The sequence below is a fragment of the Longispora urticae genome (genome assembly GCF_053902585.1).
The window spans coordinates 103,141-125,942 of the sequence record NZ_JAQZSH010000011.1 but is presented as its reverse complement, the minus strand read 5'-3'; the positions used below and the strand labels follow the sequence as shown (position 1 = coordinate 125,942).

Here is a 22,802-nt window from a genome sequence, read left to right as displayed (position 1 = left end):
CGGACCCCGATGGCCGTCAATAGGTCGTCAGGAGATCTTCTCCGCGCCGAGTACCTCGGACAGCAGCTTCATCGCCTGCTCCTCGGAACTGCGGGGCGCGTCCTTGTCGACCACCTCGTCGCCGGGCTCGTCGCCGGGCTCGAAGCCCTCGTAGACGACGGTCGAGGCGGGCAGCGGCGGCGGCTCCGGGGTCACCGGGACCTGGACCATCGGCGCGGGCGGCGGCTCCTCCTCGTCGAAGGAGGGCGGCAGGTCCGGCCAGGGTTCCTCGTCGTCCACGGGCGGCGGCGCGCCCTGCGCCGCGCCGGGCCGGGCCTGCGCCGGCCGGGACGATCCGGCCTGGGGCGGTCCGGCCTGGGCGGCGCCGGCCTGAGGTGCGACGGGCTGGGGTGCCGCCGGCTGCGGTCGGGCGGGGGCAGCGGGCTGGGGTGCGGGGCGCGGCTGTGGAGCCGGTGCCGGGGTGGGGGCGGGCGCGTTGCCGCGCGGCGCGGAACCACCACCGCCACCGCCGAGATCACAACGCACCTTCAGCCGAACGCCGAGGAGCTGCTGGAGCGCCTCCTCCAGCAGACCGGGCGCCTTGGCGACGGCTGCCGCATGGAAACCGTGCTTGAACAGCAGGACGAGGGTGTCGCCCTCCAGATCGTGGACAGCGGCCTCCCGGACCAGAGCCCCCGACGGCTTGCTGCGGTTGCGGACCTGGTTGAGCACCTCTTCCCAGACCCGCCGCACGGCGGCCACGTCGACGACTCCGGGCTGGGCCGGAGCGACGGACGGGGCAGGCTGCGCGGGCGGGGTGGGGGTGGCGTGCGGGGTGGGCTGGGGCGCGGCCGGGGCCTGCCAGTCGGCCTGGGGCGCGGCTGGCGGCGTGGACACGGCGGGCTGCGGCGCGGCGTGCCCGCCCTGCGGTGCGGCGGAGAGGGGCCGGCCTGCGGGTGCGCCGGGACCGGCACCCTGCGGACCGGACGCCTGCCCGGCAGCGGCGGCCTGCCCCGGCTGGGCGGCCGGCGTGGAGGCACCGGGCTGCGGGGCCGCCGGGGCCACCTGGGGCGCGGAGCTGGCCTGGACCGGCTGGGCGACGTCGGACGGCGCCGGGGAGCGCGGCGGGGCGGCCTGGGGCGCCGGGGCACCCGGTACCACATGCTGGGTCCTGGATTCGAGTCTTTCGAGGCGCTGCAGGAGCGCCGCCGTCGTCTGCTCGGCCCCGGGCAGCAGCATCCGGGCGCAGATCAGCTCCAGGGTGAGCCGGGGGGCGGTCGTGCCGCGCATCGTGGCCAGCCCGTCGTGCACGAGCTCGGCGAGCCGGGACAGTTCGGCGGTGCCGAGGCGCAGCGCCTGGGCGGTCATCCGTTCGACCTCGTCGGTCGGCACGTCGAGCAGGCCCTTGCTGATCGCGTCGGGGACCTGCTGCAACACGATCAGGTCCCGGAACCGCTCCAGGAGGTCCGTGGCGAACCGGCGCGGGTCGTGCCCGGCCTCCACCACCCGGTCGATCGTGGCGAACAGGGCGGCCCCGTCGGCGTCGGCGAGCGCGTCGACCGTTTCGTCGATCAGGGCGGCGTCGGTGACCCCGAGCAGGGCGACGGCGCGCTGGTAGGTGACGCCCTCCTCGCCCGCGCCCGCGATGAGCTGGTCGAGGATCGACAGGGTGTCCCGGGCCGACCCGGTACCGGCCTTGACGACCAACGGGAAGACAGCGGGCTCGATGGGTACGCCCTCGGCGGCGGCCAGCTGCTCGCAGTACGGCCGGAGGATGCTCGGCGGGATCAGCCGGAACGGGTAGTGGTGCGTCCGGGACTTGATCGTGCCGAGGACCTTCTCCGGCTCGGTGGTCGCGAACACGAACCGGACGTAGTCCGGCGGCTCCTCGACCAGCTTGAGCAGCGCGTTGAAGCCGGCGGAGGACACCATGTGGGCCTCGTCGATCACGTACACCTTGAAGCGGGACGAGACCGGCGCGAAGAACGCCTTCTCCCGCAGCTCGCGCGCGTCGTCCACGCCACCGTGGCTGGCGGCGTCGATCTCGATGACGTCGATGGAGCCCGCGCCGTCGGGGGCCAGGTCGCGGCACGACCGGCACTCGCCGCACGGGTTGGGCGTGGGGCCCTGCTCACAGTTCAGCGAACGGGCCAGGATCCGCGCGCTCGACGTCTTCCCGCAGCCCCGGGGGCCCGAGAAGAGGTACGCGTGGTTCAGCCGGCCGTTCTTCAGCGCCTGGATCAGGGGCTGGGTGACGTGGTCCTGCCCGATGATCTCGTCGAACGTCCTCGGCCGGTACTTGCGGTACAGGGCTGTCACGGGATCACATTACTTCACCCGGCCGGCCCCGCCCTCGACCAGCGGCCCTTCGGGTCGGCCCGCTCACCCCGCACCCGCTCCGGGCCGGCGCGCGGCACGGTCGACGTGGCCGCCCGAACCGGTGGGACCGCGCGCGCAGGGCCGTCGGGAGCAGCGGGAAGCTCACAATGGTTCCTCCTCGGGGCGGGGCCACGGCGCGGCGCGGGTAGCCTGCTGAGCTATGCGCCGGCTCCTCACCCCCCGGTGGCTGCTCGTCCACCTGCTCGCGGTGGCCGCCGTCGCCGCGATGCTCGCGCTGGGCTGGTGGCAGCTCGGCCGGGCGCGGGACGGCAACGCGCTCAGCATCGGGTACACCCTGGAGTGGCCGGTATTCGCCGCTTTCGTGGTCTTTGTCTGGGTCAAGTCGGTGCGTCGGGAGCTGCGCGAGGGGTCCGAGGCCACCGCGTCCGGCGCCGCCGCTGCGGCCTCCGGCTCAGCCGACCCGGCGTCAGGCTCCGCGGGCCAGCCGACCGGCCTAGCGGCCGACGCGACCGGCCCCGCAGCCGACCCGAACGCCCCGGCAGTGCCCCCCGAACCCACCGGCGCCGACCTCATCCGCCGCCTCGCCGAGGAGCGGGCCGCCGCCCGGGCCTCGGCGCGCGCGGACGACCCCGAGACCGCCGCGTACAACCACTACCTCGGGTGGCTCAAGTCCCACCCGCACCGGCCGCCCAGTGACTACCCGGGAGTACCGACATGACCGAGCGCACCGAACTCGCCACGCCCCCCGTCGCGGACACCGGAGTGGCCGGGGCGCTCGCCCGCTACCGGATCTCGTCCTACGTCGTCGGCGTGGCCCTGCTCGCGTTGACCCTGGTCGCGATGCCGCTGAAGTACCTGGCGGACGAGCCGGCGGGCGTGGCCATCGTCAGCCCGGTCCACGGCTTCCTCTACATGGTCTACGTCGTGCTCACGTTCGACCTGGGCCGGCGCGCGGGCTGGAAGCTCGGCCGGATCGTGCTGATGATGCTCGCCGGCACGGTCCCGTTCGTGTCGTTCTACGCGGAGCGCCGCGCCGTGGCCTGGGTGCGAGCCTCGGCCTGACCCCGAGGTGGCCCGCGCGGGGATCGTGTCGCACCCCGGGAGTACGGTTATCGACCGTGACCGTCGACGTCGAAAAGCTGCTGGCCGCCGCCGTCGGAGCGGTCCCCGGTGGGGCCGAGCGCCCCGGCCAGTTGGAGATGGCCAAGGCCGTCGACAACGCCATCCGCACGGGTGAGCACCTGCTGGTCCAGGCCGGCACCGGCACCGGAAAGTCCCTCGCGTACCTCGTCCCCGCCCTCCTCGTGGACGGCCCGGTCGTGGTGTCCACCGCGACCCTGGCGCTCCAGTCCCAGCTGGTGACGGGCGACCTGCCCCGGCTCGCGGACGCCGTGGAGCCGGTCCTCGGTCGCCGGCCGACGTTCGCGCTGGTCAAGGGCCGCGCGCACTATCTGTGCAAGGCGAAGCTGGAGTCCTCCAACGCCGACGAGCCGGACCTGTTCCAGCAGGACGACGCGCCGAAGTGGCTGGGCCAGGCCGGCAAGCTGGGCCAGCAGGTGACCCGGATCCGGGAGTGGGCGGAGACCACCGTCGAGGGCGACCGCGACGAGCTGGAGCCGGGCGTGGACGACACGGCCTGGCGCAGCGTGAGCATGCCGGCGCGGGAGTGCATCGGCGCGCAGAAGTGCCAGTTCGGGCACGAGTGCTTCGCGGAGGCGTCCCGGGAGCGGGCCCGCGCGTCCGACATCGTGGTGACGAACCACAGCCTGCTGGCGTTCGACTCGTTCGCGGGGCGGCACATCCTGCCCGAGCACTCCGTCCTGATCATCGACGAGGCGCACGAGCTGGCCGACCGGGTGACGTCGGCCACCCAGGCGGAGCTGACCACGGGCGGCATGGACATCGCCAACCGCCGGGCCCGCCAGCACATCGACGCGGGGGCGTACGAGCGCCTGGTCGAGGCCTCCGACGCGCTGGCCGTGGCCCTCGCCGACGCCCGCCCGGGCCGGCTGGAGTCCCTGCACGGCCAGCTCCGCGAGGCGCTGACCATTGTCGACGCGGCGTGCCGGCACGCGATCGAGGGCATCGGCGACATCAAGAACGACGACCCGTCGGCGGTGGACAAGCAGCCGGCGAAGGTCAACCTGGCCGCGATCACCGAGGTGGCCCAGCGGCTCCTCGAGGAGGCCGCGCACGATGTGGCGTGGGTGGAGAAGGACGACCGGGGCAACCGGCGCGCCCTGGTGGTGGCCCCGTTGTCGGTGGCCGGGACGCTGACCGAGACGCTGTACCCGGAGCGGGTCGTCATCGCGTCCTCGGCGACGCTGGCCCTGGGCGGGGAGTTCAAGGCGGTGGCCCGCTCCCTGGGCCTGCCCCCGGCGGACGCGAAGCCGGAGAAGGGCCTGAAGTGGACGTCGCTGGACGTGGGTTCGCCGTTCGACTACCCGAAGCAGGGCATTCTGTACGTGGCGGCGCACGTCCCCCGGCCGACCATGTCGGGCCTGTCGGACGCGGCGGCCGACGAGCTGGTGGAGCTGGTGACCGCGATCGGCGGCCGGACCCTGGGGCTGTTCTCGTCCCGCAAGGCGGCGGAGCGCGCGGCGGAGGTCGTCCGGGCCCGGACGGACCTGCCGGTCCTGGTCCAGGGCGAGGAGTCGTTGCCGCTGCTGGTGAAGCGGTTCAAGGCCGAGCCGGAGACGTGCCTGTTCGGGGTCATGTCCCTGTGGCAGGGCGTGGACGTGCCGGGTGACGCCTGCCAGCTGGTGGTCATCGACCGGCTGCCGTTCCCCCGCCCCGACGAGCCGTTGTCGGCGGCCCGGTCTGCGGCGATCGACGCGGAGGGCGGTTCCGGGTTCTCGGCGGTCAGCGTCCCGCACGCGGCGGTCCGGCTGGCCCAGGGCGCGGGTCGGCTGATCCGGACGCTCGGCGACAAGGGCGTGGTGGCGGTGCTGGACCAGCGGCTGCACACCCAGCGGTCGTACGGGCCGTTCCTGCGGAAGTCGCTGCCGCCGTTCTGGTACACGACGGACCCGGCCGTGGTGCGCCAGGCACTCAAGCGGCTGGGGACGAGCTAGGGCCCGGAGTGCTGCCCGAAAGGCGGTCCGATCGGCCGGACCGCCGGGCGCCCCGGTACCCCGATGATGGTCTCGATCTTGAGGGCTGGGCTAGAGGTACAGGCCCGTCGAGTCGTCCTCGATCCGTTTGGCGGCCACGGCGTGCACGTCACGTTCCCGCAGCATGATGTACTCCCGGCCGTGCAGTTCCACCTCCGACCGCTCGTCCGGGTCGAACAGCACCCGGTCGCCGGTCGCGACGGCCCGGACGTTGGGCCCGACGGCCACGGCGGTGGCCCAGGACAGCCGCTGGGCGATCGACGCGGTCGCGGGGATCACGATGCCGGCGGCGGAACGGCGTTCGCCCTCGTTGCCCTCCAGCTGGACGAGCACCCGGTCGTGCAGCAGGCGGATGGGTAGACCATCGCTGGTCTGGGTATCGGTCACATGTGTTGACGCTACCGGCACGCTCGAACGCGCGACTATGGTGGTGTTCAAGCTGAACCAACGGGGAGGTACACGCTGGCCAGGTTGAGGGGCTGGGGCTCACGGGCCCTACGGGCCTGGGATTCGATGCGCGCGCCGGTGCGCGCGGCCGCCGAGCGGCGGGACCAGGAGTTCACTCCGCCGCCCCTACCGACGGTGGTGGAGGTCGTGCCCGAGGGCGAGACTTCGCCCGACCAGGACGTGCCCCGGGGGATCCGGGTGGCCGCGGCCTGGAGCTGGCGGCTGCTCCTGATCGGCGCGGCGGCCTATTTCGTGCTGATCCTGGTGGGCCGGTTGTCGGCGATCATCATCCCGATCATCGTGGCCATGCTGCTGTCCGCCCTGCTCACGCCGCTGGTCGGCTGGTTGCGGAAGGCCCGGCTGCCCGGGTCGCTGGCGACGGCCATCGCGCTGATCGCGGGGATCGCAGCGATCGCCGGGGTGCTGACGGCCGTGATCCGGCAGTTCGTGACCGGCTTCCCGCTGCTGTCGAAGAAGGCCGCCGAGGGCATCGAGCAGATCCAGGAGTACCTGAAGACCGGCCCGCTGCACATGACCGACCACCAGCTGAACCAGATGCTGGACACGGTCAAGACGTGGCTGGTCGGCAACAAGGACACCCTGACGGAGAACGCGGTCTCCACGTTCGTCACGACGGCGCACGTCCTGACCGGGATGCTGCTGGTGCTCTTCGTCACGTTCTTCTTCCTGCGCGACGGCCAGCGGATCTGGACGTTCCTGGTGAGCCTCTTCCCGATCCGGGCGCGGGAGTCGCTGGGCGGCGCGGGCCAGGCGGCCTGGCGCACCCTGGTGGCGTACGTGCGGGCGACCGTGCTGGTGGCGTTCATCGACGGGCTCGGCATCGGGATGGCCGTGTGGCTGCTGGGTGTGCCGCAGTTCGCGTTGCCGCTCGGTGCGCTGGTGTTCCTGGGCGCCTTCATCCCGATCATCGGGGCGACGCTGACGGGCGCGGTGGCGGTACTCGTCGCGTTCGTGATCAAGGGCCCGTTCACGGCGTTGCTGGTGTTCATCGCGGTGATCGCCGTGCAGCAGCTGGAGGGCCACATCCTGCAGCCGTTGATCATGGGTCGGGCGGTGGCGATCCACCCGCTGGCCGTGATCGTGGCGATCGGCGCGGGTCTGGTGCTCGCCGGGATCGTGGGCGCGCTGGTGGCGGTGCCGCTGGTGGCGACCCTGAACACGGGTATCAGGTACATAGTGGGGCGAAATATCGTGCTCACGGAGGCCGAAGAAGACACCAGTTAATCCGGGCGGAATCTGTCCGGATTCAGTTCTACGCTGATCCACATGACAAACTTCGTACTGGTCCCCGGTTACTGGCTCGGCGCTGCGGCATGGCAGGACGTCACGGACGCACTCCGCGCCGAGGGGCACGACGTGCACCCGGTGACGCTCACCGGCATGGCGGAGCGGGCGTCCGAGGCGGGCCCCGACACGGATCTCGACACCCACATCGCGGACATCGTCCGGGTGATCGAGGACAACGACCTGACCGACGTCGTGCTCGTCGCGCACAGCTACGGCGGCTCGCCCGCCACCGGCGTGGCCGACCGGATCCCGGACCGGCTGGCCCGAGTGGTCTTCGTGGACAGCGGCCCGCTGCCCGACGGCGTGGCCCAGGGCGACATGGGCGGCCCCGAGGGCCGGGCGTACCTGGAGAGCCTGGCCGTGGACGGCTGGCGGATGCCGCTGCCGAGCTGGGACGACGTGGCGAACACGATGCAGGCCAGCCTGGAGGGCCTGGACGACGCGGCGCTGGCCCGGTTCCGGGCGATGGCGGCCGACCAGCCGCTGGGCACGGCCACCCAGGCGATCCGACTCACCGGGCCGGGGATCGGCGACCTGCCGTGCGACCTGGTGGCGTGCTCGTTCCCGCTGCCGGTCGTGCGGGAGATGATCGCGGCGGGGCACCCGTTCTTCGCGGCGCTGGGCGGGCCGCAGTGGCGGCTGTTCGAGCTGCCCACGGGCCACTGGCCGATGTTCAGCCGCCCGAAGGACCTGGCGGCACTGCTCATCGAGATCACGAGCTAATTCGACGGTTACGCCACGTTTCTGTGCCGTAGGCATCGGCACTTCCGTGGCGAGGCCCCGGCGGGGCGGGCGCTACCGGCGCGCGTCCCCGCCGAGCCGGGCCGCCAGCTCGATCACGGCCGTCCGCAGCTCGTCCGGGGTCCGGATCACGAAGCCCCACCCGAGCCCGGCGAGCATCACGGCCATCCCGTCCAGCCGCTCGGCCCGGGTCGTGAACAGCACCCCGTCGGGCGTCTCCTCCAGCGTGCCGAGCGTTGGTCCGATCCGGCGCCGGGCGCTGTCCAGGTCCGTCTCCAGCACCACCTCGACCTCGTGCCGGTACGGGACGCCGGCCAGGGACGCGGTCACGTGCGCGACGGGGTCGAAGTCATCCGGAGCGGCGAAGGACTGGGCTGCCAGGCGGGCCGAGACCACCCGGTCGATCCGGAACGTGCGCACCTCGGAGCGGCGGTGGTCGAAGCCGGCCACGTACCAGCGGCCGGAGTGGAAGACCATGCCGTACGGGTCCAGCTCGCGGTCGGTCTCCTCGCCCCGCCAGGACACGTACCGCAGCAGGACCCGGCGGTGCTCCCTGGCCCCGGACGCCACGGTCAGCAGCACCGTCGCGTCCGGCGGGGCGCCCGCCGACGCCGGCAGCGTGAACGCGAGCGTGTCGGCGACCGCCCGGGTCCGGTCCCGCAACGCGACGGGCAGCACCCGCTGCACCTTGCCCAGCGCGGACTCCGCGTCGCCCACGGCGAGCCCCAACTGCCGGCTGGCGATCAGCCCGACGACCACGGCGGTGGCCTCCGCGTCGGTGAACATCAGCGGCGGCAGCTTGTAGCCGGGGCGCAGCCGGTAGCCGCCGTACCGGCCGCGGGCCGCCTCGACGGGGATGCCGAGGTCGCGCAGCTGGTCGGCGTACCGGCGGATGGTTCTGGGGTCGACCTCCAGCCGGGCCGCGAGCGCCGTGCCGCCCAGCCCCGGCTGACCCTGGAGGAGTTCGAGGAACGCCAGGACCTGGGAGGCGGACATCAGCCCCGGTAGCCGTAGGGGTAGGGCTGGTAGCCGTACATCGGCGGCGGCGGGGGTGGCGGGGGCGCGACCGGGATCGGCACGACCGGGCTGGACGACGGGAGCACCTTGCGGACGGACCGGTCCGGGAACACCAGGTGGTACGCCGTGCCGTCCCAGTGCCCACGCGGGGTGACCGGGTCGCGGTTGGTGAACACGTTGCGGTACGCGGCGAGGTCGTGCAGCAGCCGCAGCTCCTCGACCGGGAAGTCCGGACCGGCCAGCCCGCGCTCGGCCCCGTCGCGGAGCAGCGCCAGCTTGGTGGCCGTGTCCTGGTAGCCGCGCATGGCGCGCGCGCCGTCGGGGCCGGCGACCCGGCGGGCCCAGTACCGCGCGGTCAGCCGCCGCCCGACCGTGATCAGCGACGCCACCTCCGGCGGGGTCATCCACGCGGCCCGCACGTACGCGGGCAGCACCCGGCCGGCGATCCGGCCGTCCTGCGCGCGGGTCCACAGCGCGAACCCGACGACGCCGAAGAAGATCGGGACCATCAGGCCGAAGTACCCGTAGAGGAAGATCAGTTGGTTGTGGGAGCTGAGCGTGGCCATCAGGTTCCACGTGCCGTGCAGCATCATCGCGAGCATCAGGCCGCAGGCCGGCAGGAGCACCCGGGTGACCTTGCTGGAGCTGCGCGCGGCGTAGCCCACCGCGATGCCCGTCATCGACGTGAACAGCGGGTGCGCGAAGCCGGACATGACCACCCGGACCACGAACAGCAGCACGACGCTCATCACACCGGTGGAGGCGAGGCCGGTCTCGGCGGAGGTCCGCACGTAGATGCCGCCCATGTAGAGGATGTTCTCCATCATGGCGAAGCCGACCGCCGACAGTCCGAAGTAGACGATTCCGTCGGTGGGGCCGGAGAAGGACCGCTTCACGAAGATGTACAGGATCAGCGGGCCGACCGCCTTCGTCAGCTCCTCGATGAACGGCGCGACGAGGGTCGCCACGTGGCTCTGCGACACCCCGAGGGCCGGCAGCACCAGGTCGGACATCGCCGAGTTGACGATCAGCGAGAGCGTGGTGGCCACGCACGCGCCCCACGCGAAGCAGAAGGCGAGGCGCTTCCACGGCTCCGGCTCGTACCGGTCCAGCCAGAGGAACGCCGAGACCAGCAGCGGAACGGGCAGGATGGCGCCGGCCAGCCCGACGAGCGTGGGGCCGACCCCGTAGGCGAAGCCCACGAAGAGCAGCATCGCGATGCCGCCGATCGCGATCACCACCACCGCGATGATCATGACGATCAGCCGCTTCCAGTCGAAGCGCTTCGGCGGCGCGGGCGGGGGACCGTAGTCCACGTCACTCCATGCGGGCTCTGCCATGCCGCCAGCTTATGCGGTAACCTCCTGACAGGTCATGAGCGCCAGCGACAAGCCCCGGCTCGCTGGCCGGCAACCCTCCACCGCGGTGGGGTGCCCCGGGTGAGGACCAGGTCCAGCATTCGTTCGTGCTGGTCAAGCGCGGACCCCGGCACAGACCCCGAGGTCCCTGAGACCTCGGAGGCACCTCCATGCCCACCCTCACCGCCACCCGCGCCGATCTGTCCGTTCTCGGCGCCGACGTCGAGGTCAAGCTCGCCGACGGCACGCACGTGCCCTACGCCAACTTCGACTACGCCGCCACCGCGCCCTGCTCCTCGGCGGCCGCCCGGGCGGTCAACGAGATCCTCCCGCACTACGCGAGCGTGCACCGGGGCGCCGGCCAGCTCTCCCAGCTGTGTACGAAGCGGTACGAGGAGGCGCGGGAGACGCTCCGCGAGTTCGTCGGCTGCCGGTCCGACGACAACCTGATCTTCACCCGGAACACCACCGACGCGCTGAACCTGCTCGCGCACGCGGTCCCGGCCGACACCACGGTGCTCGCGTTCGCCGCCGAGCACCACGCGAACCTGCTGCCCTGGAAGCGCACCGTCCGGCTGCCCGCGCCGTCCTCGCCCGCCGGGGCCGTGACCGCCGTGCACGCGGCGCTGCGCGAACTGCGCCGGACCGACAAGGACAGCCCGCTGCTGCTGACCGTCACCGGCGCGTCCAACGTGACCGGGGAGCTGTGGCCGATCCGGGAACTCGCCGCCGCCGCGCACCTGTACGGGGCCCGGATCTGCGTCGACGCCGCCCAGCTCGCCCCGCACCGGACCGTGGACATCTCCGAACTGGGCGTCGACTACCTGGTGCTCAGCGGCCACAAGCTCTACGCGCCGTTCGGTGCCGGGGTGCTCGCCGGCCGGGCCGACTGGCTGGACGCGGCGGAGCCGTACCTGGCCGGCGGCGGCGCGTCCGCGCACGTCGGGGACGCCACCCACGACATCCGGTGGGCGGCCGGCGCGGCCCGGCACGAGGCCGGCACCCCGAACCTGCTGGGCGCGGTGTCCCTCGCGGCCGTGTGCACGGAGCTCTCCCGGGCCGACCGGGCCGAGGTCGAGGCCGAGGAGGAGGCGCTGACCCTCCGGCTGCGGACCGGCCTGGCCGCGATCGAGGGCGTGCACGACCTGAGCCTGTTCGGCCCGGACCACCCCCGGATCGGGGTGGTCGCGTTCGTGGTCGACGGTGTGCCGTCGTCGGAGGTGGCGACCCGGCTGGCCACCGAGTTCGGAATCGGCGTGCGCGACGGACTGTTCTGCGCGCACCCACTGACCCGCCGACTGCTGGGCGCCCGGGCGGGGCGCTCAGCAGTCGGCGCCTGTACCAGCCAGCGCGTCGTGGACGGCAGTGTCCCCGACGTGACCGCGCGACGGCCACAGGCCGATTGTGCCGCGGACCGGAGCGCGCCAGACGTCACGGCCGTGCGGGCCAGCCTGGGCCTGGGCAGCACCATCGAGCAGGTGGACAGGTTGATCAGCGCGGTACGGTCGATCGCGTGACTGATATGACCTACCGCCCACTGGGCGACTCCGGCCTGATGGTCTCCGTCGTGGGCCTCGGCTGCAACAACTTCGGGCGCCCCGGTTCCGTGACCGAGGGCGTCGAGGGCACCCGCGCGGTGATCGACTCCGCGATCGACGCGGGCATCACCCTCTTCGACACCGCGGACATCTACGGCACCCCCGGCCGCTCCGAGTCCCTGATGGGCGAGGTGCTCGGCAACCGGCGGGACCGGATCGTGCTGGCCACCAAGTTCGGCATGGACATGCAGGGCCTCAACGGGCCGGACTGGGGCGCGCGCGGCTCCCGGCGGTACGTGCGGCTCGCGGTCGAGGCCTCGCTGCGCCGGCTGCGCACGGACTGGATCGACCTGTACCAGTACCACGAGCCGGACGGGGTGACCCCGATCGAGGAGACCCTGGCCGCGCTGAACGAGCTCGTGGACGAGGGCAAGGTCCGCTACATCGGCAACTCGAACTTCTCGGGCTGGCAGGTGGCCCAGGCGGAGTACGTGGCACGGGGCTCCAAGGGTGCGCGGTTCATCAGCGCCCAGAACGAGTACTCGCTGCTGCACCGGGCGCCCGAGGCCGAGCTCGTACCCGCGTGCGTGGAGTTCGGGGTCGGCATCCTGCCCTATTTCCCGCTCAAGTCGGGCCTGCTCACGGGCAAGTACACCCGGGACGAGACCCCGACCGCCGGCCGGCTGGCCAACCGCCTGCACGTGCACGCCGGCGCGAACTGGGACCTGATCGACAAGATCGCGACCTTCGCCGCCGAGCGCGGGGTCGGGCTGCTGGACGTCGCGATCGGCGGGCTCGCCGCCCAGCCGGCCGTCTCCTCGGTCATCGCCGGGGCCACCAGCCCCGCCCAGGTCGTCGCGAACGTGGCCGCCGGCGCCTGGACGCCGGCCCCGGAGGAGCTCGAAGCCCTCAACGCCCTGTAAATCCGCTGCTGGTCCGCTCTTTTCCCAGGAGTGGACCAGCGGTGGATGGGGTAGGTTCTAGTTGTGCTGCCGCCGGAGCTAGACATCTCCGTTCGTCACGACACCAGCGAGACGGTCGTGGCGCTCATTGGTGAGATCGATATCAGCACCGTGTCCCAGCTCAGCGCCGCCGTCGAGGCCGCGCTGGTGGAGACGCCCGCCTCCCGCGTGATCCTGGACATGGAGAAGGTCACCTTCTGCGACTCGCAGGGGCTGGGCACGCTGGTGGTGCTCAACCGGGCCGCGGCCCGGGCGCAGCGGGCCATGATCCTGGTCAATGTGGGCGATTTCCTGCACCGGTTGCTGGATGTCACGGGGCTGAAGCAGGCGTTCTACATCCGGGACTGACCGGGAACCGGCCAGCCCCGCGTCAGCGGAAGCCAGGGCCTCAGCCCGAAGGCCGCGCCTGCCCCAGCAACTTCGCCGCCTCATCGGCGTCCCCGCGCTCCAGCAGCACCAACGCCTCATCCACGGCCGCCGCCAAAGACGCGTACTTCGCGGCGGTCGAGGCCTGCTCCATCAGCAGCTTGTTCTTCGACCACAGGTCCACGAACACCGACACCTTCGCCCGCAGCGCCCACGGGTCGAACGGCTTCGTCAGGTAGTCGACGGCCCCGGCCGCGTACCCCCGGAAGGCCAGGTGCGAGTCCCGGTCCACGGCGGTGAGGAAGATGATCGGCACGTACCGGGTGCGTTCGCGCTGCTTGATGTGGCTGGCCGTCTCGAAACCATCCATACCGGGCATCTGCGCGTCGAGCAGGATGACCGCGAAGTCGTCGGTGAGCAGGCGTTTGAGCGCCTCCTCCCCGCTGGACGCGGTCACCGGCTCGACGGCCAGCCCCTGCAGGATCGCGGCGAGCGCGACGAGATTCTCCCGACGGTCGTCGACCATGAGGACCTTGGGAGAGGCGGTCACTGAACCCACCCGCCCATGAGCTCCAGCAGGTCGTCGAGGTCGACGGGCTTGGTGATGTAGTCGCTGGCCCCGGCCGCGAGCGCCTTCTCCCGGTCGCCGGGCATCGCCTTGGCGGTGAGGAACACGATGGGCAGGTCCACGAACTCGGGGATCCGCCGGATCGCCTGGGTCGTCTCGTTGCCGTCCATGTCGGGCATCATCGCGTCCATCAGAACGATGTCGACCTCCGGGTGTTCCGTGATCAGGCGGACGCCCTCGGCGCCGTTGTCGGCGTACAGGACGGTCATGCCGTGCAGCTCCAACGCGCTGGTCAGGGCGAACACGTTACGGACGTCGTCGTCGACGATCAGCACGCACGCGCCGTCGAGCCGCTGGGTGGTGCTGGTGACCCGCTGCTCGGGGCCGGCCGGCTGGCGGAGGATCGCCGGCGCGTTGGCGGCCCGCATCGTCGGCTGGCTGCTGGGCGCGGGGCGGGACGGCAGCTGGATCGGCCGGATCGGGGCCAGGCCGGGCAGCACGTCCGGCAGGAACAGGGTGAACGTGGACCCCGTGCCGGGCGCGGACTCGACCGTGATCGTGCCGCCGAGCAGCTGGGCGAGCTTGCGGCTGATGGACAGCCCGAGGCCCGTGCCCCCGTACTTGCGGCTCGTCGTGCCGTCGGCCTGCTGGAACTCGTCGAAGATCAGGGACAGCTTCTCCTCGGGTACGCCGATGCCGGTGTCCTGCACCGCGAACGACACCACGTGCTCGGCCCCGTCGAGCGTCGGCACCCCGAACCTGGTCCCCCGGGGCGCGACCCCGATGGTGAGCACCACGGAACCCGCGTCGGTGAACTTGACCGCGTTGGACAGCAGGTTGCGCAGGATCTGCTGGAGCCGCTGCGCGTCGGTGAGGACGGTGGCGGGCAGGTCGGCCGTGCTGTCGACGCGGAGCTTGAGCCCCTTCTCCTCGGCCTGGGGGCGGAACGCCCGCTCCACGTACTCGGAGATCTCGCTCAGTTCGACGTTGCTGGCCTCGACGTCCATCCGACCGGCCTCGATCTTCGACAGGTCGAGGATGTCGTCGATGAGGGACAGCAGGTCGGAGCCCGCGTTGTGGATCGTGCGCGCGAACTCGATCTGCTTCTCGGACAGGTTGCGCTCGGTGTTGTCGGCGAGCAACCGGGCGAGGAGCAGCAGGGAGTTCAGCGGGGTACGCAGCTCGTGCGACATGTTCGCCAGGAACTCCGACTTGTACTGGGAAGCCAGCGCCAACTGCTGCGCCTTCTCCTCCAGCCCGAGCCGGGCCATCTCGATCTCCTGGTTCTTGATCTCGATGTTGCGGTTCTGCTCGGACAGCAGCGCGGCCTTCTCCTCCAGTTCGAGGTTGGTCCGCGACATCTCCCCGGACTGGTCCTGCAGCTCCAGGGCCAGGCGCTGCGACTGGGCGAGCAGCTCCTCGGTGCGCTGGTTGGCCCGGATCGTGTTCAGCGCGACGCCGATCGTGGCGACGAGCCGGTCGAGGAACGTCAGGTGCAGCTCGGAGAACGTGGACAGCGAGCCGAACTCGATGACGCCGAGCGGCTGGCCCTCGAACAGCACCGGGAGCACGACCACGTCGGCGGGCGGCGCGCTGCCGAGCCCGCTGCGCACGGTCAGGTAGCCGGGCGGGGTGGACGTGACCCGGATCGTGCGCCGGGCGGCGACCGCCTGGCCGACGAGCCCCTCGCCGGGCGCGAACACGACGGCGTGGCCCTCGGGCACGTACCCGTAGGAGCCGGTGAGCCGCAGCCTGGTCGTACCGTCCTGGCCCTCCTGCTGGAGGAAGAACGCGCCGACCTGCGCCTCGATCAGCGGGGTCACCTCGTCCATGATCATGCGGCAGACCTCGCCGAGGTCGCGCTGCCCCTGCAACAGGCCGGACACCCGGGCCATGTTGGAGTTCAGCCAGTCCTGCTCGGCGTTCTTCTTCGTCGTCTCGCGGAGCGTGACGATCATCTGGTTGATGTTGTCCTTCAGCTCCGCGACCTCGCCCTGCGCGGCGACCGTGATCCGCTGGGTCAGGTCGCCCCGGGTCACGGCCGTGGACACCCGCGCGATGGCCCGCAGCTGGGTGGTCAGGGTGGACGCGAGCTGGTTGACGTTCTCGGTGAGGTCCTTCCAGGTACCGGACACGCCGCGCACCTGCGCCTGGCCGCCCAGCTTGCCCTCGGAACCGACCTCGCGGGCCACGCGCGTGACCTCGTCACCGAAGGAGGACAGCTGGTCCACCATGGTGTTCATCGTGCTCTTGAGCTCGAGGATCTCGCCCTGCGCGTCGATCGTGATCTTCTGCGACAGGTCACCCTTGGCCACGGCGGTGGCGACGGAGGCGATGTTACGGACCTGGGCGGTCAGGTTCGACGCCATGAAGTTCACGTTGTACGTGAGGTCCCGCCAGGTACCCGACACGCCGGTGACCTTCGCCTGCCCGCCGAGCTTGCCCTCGGTACCGACCTCGCGGGCGACCCGGGTCACCTCGTCGGCGAAGGACGACAGCTGGTCGACCATGGTGTTCACCGTGCGGCCGATCCGGGCGAACTCGCCCCGCATCGGCTGGCCGTCGATCTGGAGGGCCATCTTCTGCGACAGGTCGCCGTCCGCGACGGCGACGATCACGCGGGCGATCTCCGTGGTCGGCCGGCCGAGGTCGTCGATGAGCGCGTTGACGGCGCGCACGCCGCCACCCCACTCGCCGGGATGATCTGTCACGTCGAGGCGTTCGGTGAGTTCACCCTCCCGGCCGACGATCTGCGCGATCCTGATCAGGTCCTGATTTCGGCGCTCGAGCTGTTCGACAACCTTGTTGAACCGGTCAGCGACCTCGTCGGCACCCTCGGAGGAGGAGTTTTGGGGCAGACGTACCTGAAAGTCACCCTGCTGGACACGCCCCAACGCGTCAACGAGCTGAGTGAGCAGCGCGGAGTCCATCGCCCCATCCTCCCCTGCGATGGCGCAAATGGCGAGAACCCGGCACCCTGATCACTATCTCGGCCATGAACTAGCGGAAAAGTACCCGGTCAGGAGAGACTTCACCCGTGCCTACGCACGCCCGGCGACGGCTTCGACTGCCAGCCGACCACCAGTCACCGGCGCACGCCCGTGCCGCCGTCCGCGAGGTTCTCGCGGAGGCGGGCCTGGCGGAGTTGCTGGACGAGGCTCTGCTGCTGACCACGGAGCTCTCGACCAACGGTGTCGTGCACGCCGGTACTGACATCGATGTCGACGTCCAGGTGGACGACGCGGGGGTCACGGTCACGGTCACCGACTTCGTGGGCGGCGACATCGGACCGGCCACCCGGCCGGACCACTTCAGCGAGGGTGGGCGAGGGCTGTTGCTGGTCGACCAGTTCGCGAGCGCGTGGGGCACCACGCACGGCGAGGACCGCAAGGGGGTGTGGTTCCGGTTGGACCGTACGCCGCCGTCGCACACCGAGCCCCCGGCCTCCCCGCAGCGCCGGGACTGGCTGTCGTTCCTGTCCGAGACGAGCGAGCTGCTCGCCCAGTCCCTGGACCCCGAACTGACCCTGGCCCTGATCCCGCAGCTCGTCGTGCCCCGGCTGGGTGACTGGTGCGCGGTGCACAGCGCCGACGAGTGGGGCAACCTGACCCTGGCGACCTGGCTGCACCGGGACGAGAGCGCGCTGCCCGTCCTCCGCCAGGAACTCGACGAGGTCGCCCCCCGGCTCCGCGACGTGGTCACCTCCCGGGCCCCGGTCACCCTGCCCCGGCCGTTCGAGGGCGTGGCCGTGCCGCTGATCGCCCGGGACCAGCTGCTCGGCACGCTGTCCGTGGGCCGGCACCTGGACCGGCTGCACAGCGTGGACGAGGTCGCCGTGGTCGCCGACCTGGCCCGGCGGGTCGCGCTCGCCCTGGACAACGCGCGGATCCACGCCGAGCGGGAGAACATCGCCCAGGCGTTCCAGCGGGCCCTGCTGCCGGCCGCACTGCCGTTGTCCACGGGGCTGGAGTTCGGCGCGGAGTACGTGCCCGCGAGCACCGGCACCGATGTCGGCGGCGACTTCTACGACGTGCTGCCCCTGGGTGACCCGGCCGGGGACGGCGGCGAGGCGTACACCTGGCTGGTCTCCATCGGGGACGTGTGCGGCAAGGGCGCGCAGGCCGCGGCGCTCACCGGCCTGGTCCGCGACGTGGTCAGGGTGCTGGTCCGCGACGGCCGTTCGCTGCCCCGGACGATGGAGCTGCTCAACACGACGATGTTGGAACGCGGCGACGGCAAGCACTGCACCCTGGCGGCGGCGATCGTGACCCGGTCGACGAACGGCGTGGTGGAGCTGGAACTGTGCCTCGCCGGGCACGACAAGCCGGTGCTGCTGCACGAGGACGGCGGTACGACGCTGGTCGGCGAGGGCGGCACGGCGGTCGGCCTGCTGGACACGGTGCGTACCCCGCTGGCCACGGTCCGGCTCGCGCCGGGCGACGCGCTGGTGTTCTACACCGACGGGGTGACGGAGCGCCGGCGCGGCGACGAGCTGTACGGCCAGGACCGGCTCCGCCAGGAACTGGCCGGTCTGACCGGGTTGCCGGCGCAGGCGGTCGCGAGCCGGTTGCGCGCCGCGGCCCTGGCCTTCTCGCCCGAGCAGCCGCGCGACGACATCGCCTTGTTGGTGCTGCGCAACCCGGGCTGACCTCGGGTAGCGTTGCCCGCTATGAACGCAGTTCCCCCGCTCGCCAAGCAGGTTCCCACGACCCGTGTGCAGCACGGCGACTCCACGGTCGACGAGTACGCGTGGCTCCAGGACAAGACCGACCCGGACACCATCGGCTACCTGGAGGCGGAGAACGCCTTCGCCGAGCAGGCGACCGCGCACCTCGCCGGGCTCCGGGAGACGCTGTTCACCGAGTTGAAGACGCGCACCCAGGAGACGGACCTGTCGGTCCCGACCCGGCAGGGCGATTTCTGGTACTACAGCCGCACCGTCGAAGGCAAGCAGTACGGCATCCACTGCCGGGTGCCCGTCACCGGTGACGCGGTCCCGCAGGTGTCCCCGGACGGCGCGCCGCTCCCGGGCGAGCAGGTCGTGCTCGACGAGAACGAGCTGGCCGGCGACAAGGACTTCTTCTCCCTGGGTACGTACGACCCGAGCCCCGACGGCACCCTGCTCGCGTTCTCGACGGACTACTCGGGCGACGAGCGGTACACGATGCGGGTGAAGAACCTGGTCACCGGCGAGGTGCTCCCCGACGAGATCCCGAACACCTTCCACGGTTCCGCCTGGTCGCGGGCCGGGGACGTGCTGTTCTACCTGACCGTCGACGAGGCCTGGCGCCCGCACCAGGTGTGGCGGCACACCCTGGGCTCCACCGAGCCAGACGTGCTGGTCCACCACGAGACCGACGAGAAGTTCTGGGTGAGCGTGGGCCTGACCCGGTCCGCCGACTACCTGGTCATCGACATCGGCAGCAAGATCACCAGCGAGCTGCGGTTCGTGTCCTCGGACGATCCGACCGGCGGGTTCGCCGTCTTCGGCGCGGGCCGGGTCGAGGGCGTCGAGGTGCAGATCGACCACCAGGGCGACCGCTTCTGGGTACTGCACAACCACGACGCGGAGAACTTCGTCCTCGGCTGGACCCCGGTCGACGACACGAACCAGTTCCACGAGGTGATCGGGCACCGCGAGGACACCCGGCTGCTGGACGTGCAGGCGTTCGCCGACCACGCGGTCGTGCACTTCCGCCGCGACGGCCTGACCGGGCTGCGGGTGCTGCCCAACGACGGCGAACCGCGCGAGCTGACGTTCCCCGAGCCGGTGTACGACGTGTCCCCCACCGGCAACGCGCACTACCCGGCGTCGACGTTCCGGCTGGCGTACACCTCGCTGGCCACCCCCGACTCGGTGTACGACTACACCATCGCCACCGGCGAGCTGACCCTGCTGAAGCGCCGCCCGGTGCTGGGCGACTTCGACCCGGAGCGCTACGAGCAGTTCCGCGAGTGGGCGACGGCCCCCGACGGCACCCGGGTACCCATCTCGATCATGACCTTGAAGGGTACGCCCCGGGACGGCTCGGCCCCCCTGTCGCTGTACGGCTACGGCAGCTACGAGACCAGCATCGACCCGTGGTTCTCCATCGCCCGGCTGTCCCTGGTGGACCGGGGCGTCACGTTCGCCATCGCGCACGTCCGCGGCGGCGGCGAGATGGGCCGGCACTGGTACGACGACGGCAAGCTGCTGCACAAGAAGAACACCTTCACCGACTTCGTGGCCTGCGCGCGGCACCTGGCGGCGGCCGGCTGGACCAGCCCGGAGCGCACCGTCGCCCGGGGCGCGTCGGCCGGCGGCCTGCTGATGGGCGCGATCGCCAACATCGCGCCGGAGGCGTTCGGCGGGATCGTCGCGCAGGTGCCGTTCGTGGACGCGCTGAACACGATCCTCGACCCGACGATGCCGCTCACCGTCGTCGAGTGGGACGAGTGGGGCAACCCGCTGGCCGACCCCGAGGTGTACGCGTACATGAAGTCCTACTCCCCGTACGAGAACGTCACCGCGCAGGAGTACCCGGCGCTGCTCGTGATGGCCGGGCTGAACGATCCCCGGGTCGGCGTGCACGAGGCCGCGAAGTGGGTCGCCCGGTTGCGGGTCGTCGGGCGGGGCGGTCCGGTGCTGCTCAAGACGGAGATGGGCGCGGGGCACATGGGCCCGTCGGGCCGGTACGACGTGTGGAAAGAGGAGTCGTACGTGAACGCGTGGCTGTTGGACGTGGTGGGGCTGGCGGGCTAGGCAGACCCGGCGCCGGCCCACGTCGGGGCCGGCGCCGGGCTGGTCAGACCAGAGCCGCCAGCAGCGCCGGGTTGATGTTCCCGCCGGAGATGATCGCGACGGTCCGCCCGAGCGGCAGCTCCTCCCGGTGGTAGAGGTACGCCGCCGTGGACACCGCCCCGCTCGGCTCCGCCACCAGCCGCGAGGACCGGGCGAGCACGCCCACGGCCGCGCCGATCTCCTCCTCGGTGACGGTGACGATCGCGTCGGCCACCTCGCGGATGTGCGCGAACGTCAGCTCGGACAGCCGCGGGCTGCGCAGACCGTCGGCGATGGTCTTCTCGGTCTGTTCCAGCGGCCAGGACACGACCCGGCCGGCGGCGAGGCTCTCCCGGGCGTCGGCGGCCAGCGCGGGTTCGACGCCGATCACCTTCGCGTTCGGGGCGAGCGCGCGGATGGCGGTGCCGACCCCGGAGAGCAGGCCACCCCCGCTGACGGGTACGAGCACGACCTCCACGTCCGGCAGGTCCTCGGCGATCTCCAGCCCGACGGTGCCCTGTCCGGCGATGATGTCGACGTGGTCGAACGGCGGGATGAGCGGGTAGCCGTGCTTCGCGACCAGTTCGAGGGCCCGGGCCTCCCGCTCGCCGGGTGAGACGACGATCACATCCGCGCCGAGGTTCTGCATGCCCGCGATCTTCACCTCGGGGGTGGTGTCGGGGACGACGATGATGGCGGGCATGCCCAGTTGCCGGGCCACGTACGCGACCGCCTGGCCGTGGTTGCCCGACGAGTACGCGATGACTCCGGGCATGTCCGGGCGGATCGCGTTGCGCGCGCCACGGATCTTGAAAGCGCCGATGGGCTGCAGGTTCTCCGGCTTCAGCCAGAGTGGCCGGTCGGCGTCGGCCCACGCGCACGGCACGAGCTGGGTCCGCAGCGCGGTACCCGCAATGGTTGTGGCGGCTTTCTGGATGTCACCCAAGGTCACGAGCCTCATAGTCGTCAAGGTAACCACACGCGGAATTCATCGTTAGGTAGTTGGGTAGCTACCGCACGAAGTGGCACAAGCAGATAACTTGTTACCCCCCAGTCCAGCGTCTAGCCTTGGGACCGTTCGTCCGGGTACAGCGACCCGACGGGGGGAGCACCGGTCGAATGCCGCCGAGTCGCCCTGTGGCGAATCGGGGACCCACAGAGCTAGTTGGGGTGAATCCGTCACTGTTCGTAGTGGCGGTAGGGCGATCTTCCCGCCCGAACCCGTCAGCTAACCCGGTAGGCGGCTGAGGGAAGAAGGAGTCAGCAGCCCAGGTGAAATCCGTCCGCGGAGCCTATTTAGCCGTCGTCGCCGTCACCGCCTCCGTCGTGATGTCCTTCGCGGGCAGCGCGCACGCCGACGATGTCGACGAGATCGAGCGCCAGTTGGATTCCAAGTGGAGTGCGCTGGAAGGCACGATCGAGCAGTACAACAAGACTGCCGCGACGCTGAAGACCACCAAGGCCGAGGTCGAGGCCGCCTCCCTCAAGGTCAAGCCCCTCCAGGACAAGGTCGACGTCGCGTACGCGCAGATCGGCCTGATGTCCGCCGCCGCGTACAAGGGCGGCAAGGCCAGCACCGCCAACGCCCTCCTCGGGGGCGGCTCGGCGGACTCGATGCTCGAACAGCTGACCCTCCTCGACGCCATCAGCGCGTCGGAGCAGAAGCAGATCGACGAGCTGAACAGACTCAAGGCACCCCTCGACGCCGAGAAGAAGAAGATCCAGACCCTGCTCGACTCGCAGCAGAAGATGGAGTCCGAGCTCTCCGCCAAGAAGGTCTCGATCACCGGCGAGATGGACGCCCTGCAGGCCCAGCGGACCGCGGCGTACAAGGACCGGGCGAGTCGGAACGGCACCCGGATCGACTACGTGCCGCCGTTCATCCCCGGCCCGCCCGGCAAGGCGGTGACCTTCGCGATGGCCCAGATCGGCAAGCCGTACGTGTGGGCCGCCGGCGGTCCGGACGCCTACGACTGCTCCGGCCTGACAATGGCCGCGTGGGCCGCGGGTGGCGTGTCCATGGGGCACTACACCGGCTGGCAGCGCGACGCGTCGACCCCGATCACCCGGTCGCAGCTCCAGCCCGGTGACCTGATCTTCTACGGCGGCGACCGGCACGTGGCCCTGTACATCGGCAACAACCTGGTCGTGCACGCCCCGCAGCCCGGTCAGAACGTCAAGGTCGAGGGCGTGGACATGGGCGGGGACACCCCGACCGCCTACGCCCGCCCCAAGTACGCGCGCTGACACCCCCCTGCGAACGGCCCGCCCTCCACGAGGAGGACGGGCCGTTCGTGTGTCCGGG

The 22,802-nt window shown here is 71.5% G+C and carries 19 protein-coding genes and 2 riboswitches; of the genes, 12 read left to right on the top strand and 7 right to left on the bottom strand.

Translation table 11 applies throughout. The features are described from left to right. Positions 1-27: 27 nt before the first annotated feature. The gene (locus tag PT931_RS05560) at positions 28-2,298 is read right to left on the bottom strand and encodes a DNA polymerase III subunit gamma and tau (protein ID WP_456244604.1); all 2,271 of its coding nucleotides are present in this window, start codon (positions 2,296-2,298) and stop codon (positions 28-30) included. 220 nt (positions 2,299-2,518) lie between these two features. On the opposite strand from PT931_RS05560, the gene PT931_RS05555 reads away from it, so the two are divergent. From PT931_RS05555 to PT931_RS05545, 3 genes are all read left to right on the top strand, one after another. Then, positions 2,519-3,037: a hypothetical protein gene (locus PT931_RS05555; protein WP_456244603.1), complete on the top strand. Its 519-nt coding sequence runs from the start codon at positions 2,519-2,521 to the stop codon at positions 3,035-3,037. Positions 3,038-3,081: 44 nt separating this feature from the next. Further along, entirely contained in the window at positions 3,082-3,381 is a 300-nt protein-coding gene (locus PT931_RS05550; protein WP_456244727.1) for a DUF3817 domain-containing protein, read from the top strand. Between the two features lie 137 nt (positions 3,382-3,518). Then, on the top strand, positions 3,519-5,393 hold the full coding sequence (locus tag PT931_RS05545) for an ATP-dependent DNA helicase (protein WP_456244726.1): 1,875 nt from the start codon (positions 3,519-3,521) through the stop codon (positions 5,391-5,393). A gap of 90 nt (positions 5,394-5,483) precedes the next feature. On the opposite strand, the gene PT931_RS05540 is transcribed toward PT931_RS05545, so the two are convergent. Then, complete coding sequence (locus tag PT931_RS05540; RefSeq protein WP_456244602.1) at positions 5,484-5,819, bottom strand: GroES family chaperonin; 336 nt, start codon at positions 5,817-5,819, stop codon at positions 5,484-5,486. Positions 5,820-5,945: 126 nt separating this feature from the next. Here PT931_RS05540 and PT931_RS05535 point away from each other — a divergent pair, with 126 nt between their 5' ends. Further along, positions 5,946-7,124, top strand: a complete 1,179-nt coding sequence (locus tag PT931_RS05535; RefSeq protein ID WP_456244601.1) for an AI-2E family transporter — start codon at positions 5,946-5,948, stop codon at positions 7,122-7,124. Between the two features lie 42 nt (positions 7,125-7,166). Continuing rightward, on the top strand, positions 7,167-7,910 hold the full coding sequence (locus PT931_RS05530; RefSeq protein ID WP_456244600.1) for an alpha/beta fold hydrolase: 744 nt from the start codon (positions 7,167-7,169) through the stop codon (positions 7,908-7,910). A gap of 72 nt (positions 7,911-7,982) precedes the next feature. Here the strand turns inward: PT931_RS05530 and PT931_RS05525 are convergent, their stop codons facing one another. Further along, positions 7,983-8,924: a helix-turn-helix transcriptional regulator gene (locus tag PT931_RS05525; RefSeq protein ID WP_456244599.1), complete on the bottom strand. Its 942-nt coding sequence runs from the start codon at positions 8,922-8,924 to the stop codon at positions 7,983-7,985. Next, positions 8,924-10,285 carry a PrsW family intramembrane metalloprotease gene (locus PT931_RS05520; RefSeq protein WP_456244598.1) on the bottom strand — a complete coding sequence of 454 codons (1,362 nt, stop codon included), beginning with the start codon at positions 10,283-10,285 and terminating at the stop codon, positions 8,924-8,926. Before PT931_RS05520 ends, PT931_RS05525 begins: the two co-directional genes overlap by 1 nt. A gap of 30 nt (positions 10,286-10,315) precedes the next feature. Further along, a riboswitch (SAM riboswitch) is annotated at positions 10,316-10,430 on the top strand. A gap of 43 nt (positions 10,431-10,473) precedes the next feature. Between PT931_RS05520 and PT931_RS05515 the strand changes: the two genes are divergently transcribed. The 3 genes from PT931_RS05515 (at position 10,474) to PT931_RS05505 (ending at position 13,151) form a co-directional block, all read left to right on the top strand. Then, positions 10,474-11,820, top strand: a complete 1,347-nt coding sequence (locus PT931_RS05515) for an aminotransferase class V-fold PLP-dependent enzyme (protein ID WP_456244597.1) — start codon at positions 10,474-10,476, stop codon at positions 11,818-11,820. 5 nt (positions 11,821-11,825) lie between these two features. Then, entirely contained in the window at positions 11,826-12,764 is a 939-nt protein-coding gene (locus tag PT931_RS05510) for an aldo/keto reductase (RefSeq protein WP_456244725.1), read from the top strand. 63 nt (positions 12,765-12,827) lie between these two features. Continuing rightward, positions 12,828-13,151: an STAS domain-containing protein gene (locus PT931_RS05505; protein WP_363724831.1), complete on the top strand. Its 324-nt coding sequence runs from the start codon at positions 12,828-12,830 to the stop codon at positions 13,149-13,151. A 40-nt stretch (positions 13,152-13,191) separates the two neighbouring features. Here the strand turns inward: PT931_RS05505 and PT931_RS05500 are convergent, their stop codons facing one another. Together PT931_RS05500 and PT931_RS05495 are read right to left on the bottom strand one after the other, a co-directional pair. Then, positions 13,192-13,719 (bottom strand): response regulator, encoded by a 528-nt coding sequence (locus tag PT931_RS05500; RefSeq protein WP_456244596.1) that lies wholly within the window; start codon positions 13,717-13,719, stop codon positions 13,192-13,194. Beyond that, on the bottom strand, positions 13,716-16,415 hold the full coding sequence (locus tag PT931_RS05495) for an ATP-binding protein (RefSeq protein ID WP_456244595.1): 2,700 nt from the start codon (positions 16,413-16,415) through the stop codon (positions 13,716-13,718). The genes PT931_RS05500 and PT931_RS05495 overlap by 4 nt, the downstream gene beginning before the upstream one ends. A gap of 21 nt (positions 16,416-16,436) precedes the next feature. Between PT931_RS05495 and PT931_RS05490 the strand changes: the two genes are divergently transcribed. The 3 genes from PT931_RS05490 to PT931_RS05480 are packed head-to-tail and all read left to right on the top strand — an operon-like array spanning position 16,437 to position 20,479. After that, positions 16,437-16,718: a hypothetical protein gene (locus tag PT931_RS05490; protein WP_456244594.1), complete on the top strand. Its 282-nt coding sequence runs from the start codon at positions 16,437-16,439 to the stop codon at positions 16,716-16,718. A gap of 56 nt (positions 16,719-16,774) precedes the next feature. Continuing rightward, positions 16,775-18,385, top strand: a complete 1,611-nt coding sequence (locus PT931_RS05485; RefSeq protein WP_456244593.1) for a SpoIIE family protein phosphatase — start codon at positions 16,775-16,777, stop codon at positions 18,383-18,385. A 21-nt stretch (positions 18,386-18,406) separates the two neighbouring features. Beyond that, positions 18,407-20,479 (top strand): S9 family peptidase, encoded by a 2,073-nt coding sequence (locus PT931_RS05480; RefSeq protein WP_456244592.1) that lies wholly within the window; start codon positions 18,407-18,409, stop codon positions 20,477-20,479. Positions 20,480-20,522: 43 nt separating this feature from the next. Here the strand turns inward: PT931_RS05480 and PT931_RS05475 are convergent, their stop codons facing one another. After that, entirely contained in the window at positions 20,523-21,458 is a 936-nt protein-coding gene (locus tag PT931_RS05475) for a threonine ammonia-lyase (protein WP_456244591.1), read from the bottom strand. 152 nt (positions 21,459-21,610) lie between these two features. Then, positions 21,611-21,755, top strand: a riboswitch (cyclic di-AMP (ydaO/yuaA leader). A 14-nt stretch (positions 21,756-21,769) separates the two neighbouring features. On the opposite strand from PT931_RS05475, the gene PT931_RS05470 reads away from it, so the two are divergent. Next, the gene (locus tag PT931_RS05470) at positions 21,770-22,744 is read left to right on the top strand and encodes a C40 family peptidase (protein WP_456244590.1); all 975 of its coding nucleotides are present in this window, start codon (positions 21,770-21,772) and stop codon (positions 22,742-22,744) included. The last annotated feature ends 58 nt before the right edge of the window (positions 22,745-22,802 follow it).

Bases quoted from the DNA above. Each gene is read 5' to 3' on its own strand.
- PT931_RS05510 (WP_456244725.1), top strand. From the start codon at position 11,826: ATGACCTACCGCCCACTGGGCGACTCCGGCCTGATGGTCTCCGTCGTG.
- PT931_RS05530 (WP_456244600.1), top strand. From the start codon at position 7,167: ATGACAAACTTCGTACTGGTCCCCGGTTACTGGCTCGGCGCTGCGGCA.
- PT931_RS05475 (WP_456244591.1), bottom strand. From the start codon at position 21,458: ATGAGGCTCGTGACCTTGGGTGACATCCAGAAAGCCGCCACAACCATT.
- PT931_RS05515 (WP_456244597.1), top strand. From the start codon at position 10,474: ATGCCCACCCTCACCGCCACCCGCGCCGATCTGTCCGTTCTCGGCGCC.
- PT931_RS05555 (WP_456244603.1), top strand. From the start codon at position 2,519: ATGCGCCGGCTCCTCACCCCCCGGTGGCTGCTCGTCCACCTGCTCGCG.
- PT931_RS05535 (WP_456244601.1), top strand. From the start codon at position 5,946: ATGCGCGCGCCGGTGCGCGCGGCCGCCGAGCGGCGGGACCAGGAGTTC.
- PT931_RS05480 (WP_456244592.1), top strand. From the start codon at position 18,407: ATGAACGCAGTTCCCCCGCTCGCCAAGCAGGTTCCCACGACCCGTGTG.
- PT931_RS05545 (WP_456244726.1), top strand. From the start codon at position 3,519: ATGGCCAAGGCCGTCGACAACGCCATCCGCACGGGTGAGCACCTGCTG.
- PT931_RS05525 (WP_456244599.1), bottom strand. From the start codon at position 8,924: ATGTCCGCCTCCCAGGTCCTGGCGTTCCTCGAACTCCTCCAGGGTCAG.
- PT931_RS05490 (WP_456244594.1), top strand. From the start codon at position 16,437: ATGATCTGTCACGTCGAGGCGTTCGGTGAGTTCACCCTCCCGGCCGAC.
- PT931_RS05520 (WP_456244598.1), bottom strand. From the start codon at position 10,285: ATGGCAGAGCCCGCATGGAGTGACGTGGACTACGGTCCCCCGCCCGCG.